The organism is Xanthovirga aplysinae, assembly GCF_009711365.1.
Lineage (GTDB): Bacteria > Bacteroidota > Bacteroidia > Cytophagales > Cyclobacteriaceae > Xanthovirga > Xanthovirga aplysinae.
The window spans coordinates 1-4316 of sequence record NZ_SMMB01000819.1; the positions used below are offsets into that span (position 1 = coordinate 1).

Annotated in this window: 3 protein-coding genes and 1 pseudogene; 2 read left to right on the forward strand and 2 right to left on the reverse strand. The window is 33.9% G+C overall.

Annotated elements, in window-relative coordinates:
* Positions 1-185 precede the first annotated feature (185 nt).
* Together E1171_RS06190 and E1171_RS06195 are read right to left on the reverse strand one after the other, a co-directional pair.
* Positions 186-1085 carry a LysR substrate-binding domain-containing protein gene (locus E1171_RS06190; RefSeq protein WP_155205140.1) on the reverse strand — a complete coding sequence of 300 codons (900 nt, stop codon included), beginning with the start codon at positions 1083-1085 and terminating at the stop codon, positions 186-188.
* Between the two features lie 267 nt (positions 1086-1352).
* Positions 1353-3008 (reverse strand): ATP-binding protein, encoded by a 1656-nt coding sequence (locus E1171_RS06195; RefSeq protein WP_155205142.1) that lies wholly within the window; start codon positions 3006-3008, stop codon positions 1353-1355.
* 282 nt (positions 3009-3290) lie between these two features.
* Between E1171_RS06195 and E1171_RS06200 the strand changes: the two genes are divergently transcribed.
* Both E1171_RS06200 and E1171_RS06205 read left to right on the forward strand, forming a co-directional pair.
* Positions 3291-3692, forward strand: coding sequence for a carboxymuconolactone decarboxylase family protein (locus E1171_RS06200; protein ID WP_155205144.1), 402 nt, complete (start codon positions 3291-3293; stop codon positions 3690-3692).
* A 221-nt stretch (positions 3693-3913) separates the two neighbouring features.
* Positions 3914-4316, forward strand: a pseudogene (locus tag E1171_RS06205) (efflux RND transporter permease subunit); the annotation flags it as partial.

Genomic DNA, 4316 nt, shown 5'->3' on the forward strand with positions numbered 1-4316 from the left:
ACAGGAGCACAAACACCTATCTTCAAAACAGCCATCATAATGTTGGCCACAACAGGGGTTAAAAACTAGTGTTTGTCTCATATTTGTAGATTCCATTTCTTTTTTTTTCAAAACTTACACAAATATTACATCAAGTAGGCCAGGATTAAACAAAAAGTCAAATAGCAAATTATCACATCCCATAACTAATAGTTATAAATATCTTTAGCAACGCGAATCAGAGCCCTTAAAACGCCAGTACTTTCCTCTCCTTTCCGAATGACAAAGTTAAATCTTCGGTCTACCTTAAAATCCTTTACTTTCACTAAACTCAATTCACCTTTTTCTAACTCATTCCTAACCGCCCATTTTGACAAAAAACCTATAGCATCATCCTCCATTACGTAATTTTTTAAGGCAACCGTTCCTCCCAGACGAGCTATAATATTCAGGTCACCTAATTTAACCTGATGCTCTTCAAGACTTTTGGACAAAACGGCAACGGTTCCTGATCCCCTTTCCCTTAATACCATAGGAACAGTTTTCAATTCTTCAAAATCAATAGTACGACCTGCAAAAGGGCTATCCTTTGAACAAAAAGCAACTACTTCGTCCTGAATAAAAGGTTGATATGACACGGCATTGATTTCATGGTGTGCCTCAATTATGGCCAGATCAATTTCTCTATCCAATAAGGCTTTTAGTACATTTTCACTATTCCGATTAATGAGGAGTATTTTTACGTTGGGGAGTTTCTTATGAAAAGCCGACAACATCTTTGGGAGCACATAAAGGGAAATAGTAGTACTTGCCCCTATTTTTAATTCTCCTTTAGCCTTGGACTGGTTCTTTATGATTTCTAAATCAGAGGAAATTTTCTTTTGAATAGTTTTAGCCTCATGTAAATATTCCATCAACTTTTGCCCTGAAAGTGTTAGATTAATGCTATTTCCTTTACGCTCAAAAAGAGGGACTCCGAGTTCGGCTTCAAGTTTCTTCACTTGCTTACTTACTGCAGGTTGGGAAATGTATAAAACTTCCGCCGCTTTAGAAAAGCTTAAGTGGCAAGCTACTTCAAAAAACACTTCATAGTGTATGGCTAACATGGGCAAAAATATAATTTAAATTAAAAAGAAATACACTCTCAAATAAAGTAAACTATATATCAAAAATAATACCATTTATCACTAATAGATAATTCAATTTGATTTACATTAATTTAAAAACAACATCATTTTTTTAAAAATTTTATAGTAGCATGCATAGAAAATTCTGTTAAAATGCATTAAAAAAAGAATAAATTTAAATTAAATTCGAACTCAAGTACTAAATTATTTTGGTGTAATAACATCTTATGGGTAGATTTTTCAGACCTATATTCCTTCTCCATTCTCTTTATCAGAAATAGTATGATCATGTCCTTCATTGGGAAGAAAAATGGTAAACGCAGTTCCCTTCCCCTCCTCAGATTCTACTTGGATACTTCCTTTTAATTTTATCAAAATTTCCTTTACAATATAAAGGCCAATTCCTGATCCTTGTGATTGCTCACTAGCCCGATAAAACATTGTAAATATTTTATCTAAATCACTCTTGTGAATCCCTATGCCATTATCTTCAAAAACCAAAACAGCATCTTTTTCGGAAACCGAAATTTTCACGTAGATAAAAGGTTTTGTTTTGGAAAGGTCAGCATATTTTATGGCATTAGACAAAATATTATTAAAAATTACTTTTAAACGATACAGGTCTGAATAGAAGGGATTAGTCGCTTTAATTTCTTGATCTAAGGTAATTTGTGGTGCTCCAGGTAAAAACTTCAACATTTTCACCGAATCTCCTATTAATGATTTAAAATCTATCTGCTCATATTTTAATATCATTCGAGTATTTCTGGAGAAGTCCAACACATCATTGATATATTTTTTCAGACTTAAAGTACTGTTTTCAATTTTACTTATATATGAAACAACCTTTGGTCCCTTAAAATCGTGTTTCATAATATTAATTAAACCCAACACAGAAGCAATGGGGGCATTGATATCATGGGAAATGCTATAAACAAACTTATCCAATTCTTTATTAGCCTTTTTTACTTCAGACAAAGCGGTATCCTTATGTTCCAACTCCAGTTGTATAGCTTCGGTTTTTTCATTAACAAGCTTTCTTAGTAAAGTAATCCAAATAATTGCTGCCAATAATATGATTAGAATAGCACCCACTCCCCACAACAAATACCTTAGTAACAAAACGGTTTGGGTATACTTTTTTGGAACATAGGTAGCAAACCATTTATTTAAAATGGGGCCTAATTCTCTCCTTTTTTTTAGGCGTTCCAAACCTTGGTCAATTTCCTGAATTAAAGTGGAATCTTCCTTATGGGCTGCAAAAACCATATAAATAGGAAGAAATGGTGGACCAGCTGCCCTCAAATTACTAAATTCAGGAATATAAAGGACACTTCGTGCTTTAAAATCATCTACAACGGCAAAATCACCTTGCCCTGAGGCCAAAAGCTCCAAGGCTGCATTATCAGACTTAACCTTATGAAGTCTTGTAAAAGGATAATTTTCTGCAAAGTAATTCTCCAAATATTCATTGGCTAACAAAATAACAGTTTTACCCTTCATTGATGTCTTTCCTTCAAAAATTGGAGCTTCTGTCCTTGCGAGCAATTGATACTGAAAAAATCCAATATTTTGGGAAAATTCAAATTCATCCATTTTAGCTGGATCAAAATAAAGAGGAATTAAATTGATTCCTTTCTCTTTAGAGAACTCATTATAAATGATTTGCCAATCCTTTAACACAAATTCAAATTCATAACCTAATTCATCACCTACTGCCCTTAAAACTTCGATAAAATACCCCCTAGGTTCACCGTTAAGTCCAATAAACTCAAAAGGAGCAGAATCCTGATCCCCTCCATACACTATTACCTTTTTTGTCTCCTGAGAATTTAAACTTTCAGATCCTATAACCGACAATAGGAGGAAAGAAAATACAACCAATAGGAATTTATAAAACATCTAACAATGCGTTTATTCATTTCCAGGTAAACAGGTATTCTTAAAACCATTCATTATCCATTTGGGTTTTCAATCCGTGTTTTCATTAATAGATCAATCCTTATTAAACTATAGGACTTTTCCTTCTTCAAAATATAGAGTCAAACTATACAGGGCATAAAAACTTAAAATTATTCCCTCCCACATATGACCATATTGATGTTTGAAGAAGCTTCCTACTTAAGAACAAAAAATCTGACTACAAGTTATTTATACTAATATCCACAGGAAAAACTATCAATCATGAAGAAGCTACTGGAAGAAAACGAAGCTACTGGAAAAACTGCGGCCATCTATGCGGAAATAAAAGAAAAAATGGGAGCACTCCCTAATCTATTTAAGGCTATAGCTGCACAGGATGAAACCTGGCTGGAATTGACCTGGGAAAGGGAAAAGAGAATCATGATAGAAGAAACAAGCTTGGATAGAAAAACTAAAGAACTAATCGCAATGGCAGTTTGTACTATCGAAAAAGCTTCCTATGGGAAAAGTGTGCATGAAACCTTGGCCCGAATGTTTGGAGCCAGTGATTCAGAAGTGGCTGATGCGAAAAAAGTTGTCGAATTATTTTCCAGCTTTGGCAATATTGGCTTTGGACTGGATGTCCCTATTGATTTCACTCCTGACATGGCTAAAAAAGCCTAAACCCATAAAAACACCCATACTTCCGGCAAATCACCAGAGCTTAAATTTTTATTATACTGACAGGGAAAAATTATATTACCTCATATTTTTTAATTCTCACCTTTTAAATTGTAAATTAAACGTTACTTAAACCCTATTATTAATCCATTCAAAAATTCGTCCTGTTACGAAAAAAACACATTACTGGACCAGGAAAAAAGTAATCCTCCATGACCTAAGCCATGACAAGAAGGACTAGTATTTTCATTTTATTTTTCACCACTCTCATGGCTGTCATTTGTGCTATCCAGTCATTGAACCTCACTTTTGATTATGACTTTGAGCAATTTTTCCCACATAATGACCCTGATACCGAATTTTTCCATCAATACCGAAATCAATTCGGTTCGGACAACGATTTTATACTTTTAGGAATTACAAATAAGGAGGGGATCTTTGAAGTCGATTTTTTAGAGAAACTGTTTTCCCTGACCACAAAAATTGAAAATTTACCCCATGTCCTTTCTGTTCAATCTCCAACTAATTTGAAGGAATACCGAATGGATCCCATTTTTGGTGGAGTTTTCGAAATTCCCTTCCTCCAATTAAATAGAAAAGAGAAGTTACAGCAGGATTCTATTAGGA

Excerpts from the sequence above, each read along its gene's own strand:
- E1171_RS06195 (WP_155205142.1), bottom strand. The coding sequence starts at position 3,008 with ATGTTTTATAAATTCCTATTGGTTGTATTTTCTTTCCTCCTATTGTCG.
- E1171_RS06200 (WP_155205144.1), top strand. The coding sequence starts at position 3,291 with ATGAAGAAGCTACTGGAAGAAAACGAAGCTACTGGAAAAACTGCGGCC.
- E1171_RS06190 (WP_155205140.1), bottom strand. The coding sequence starts at position 1,085 with ATGTTAGCCATACACTATGAAGTGTTTTTTGAAGTAGCTTGCCACTTA.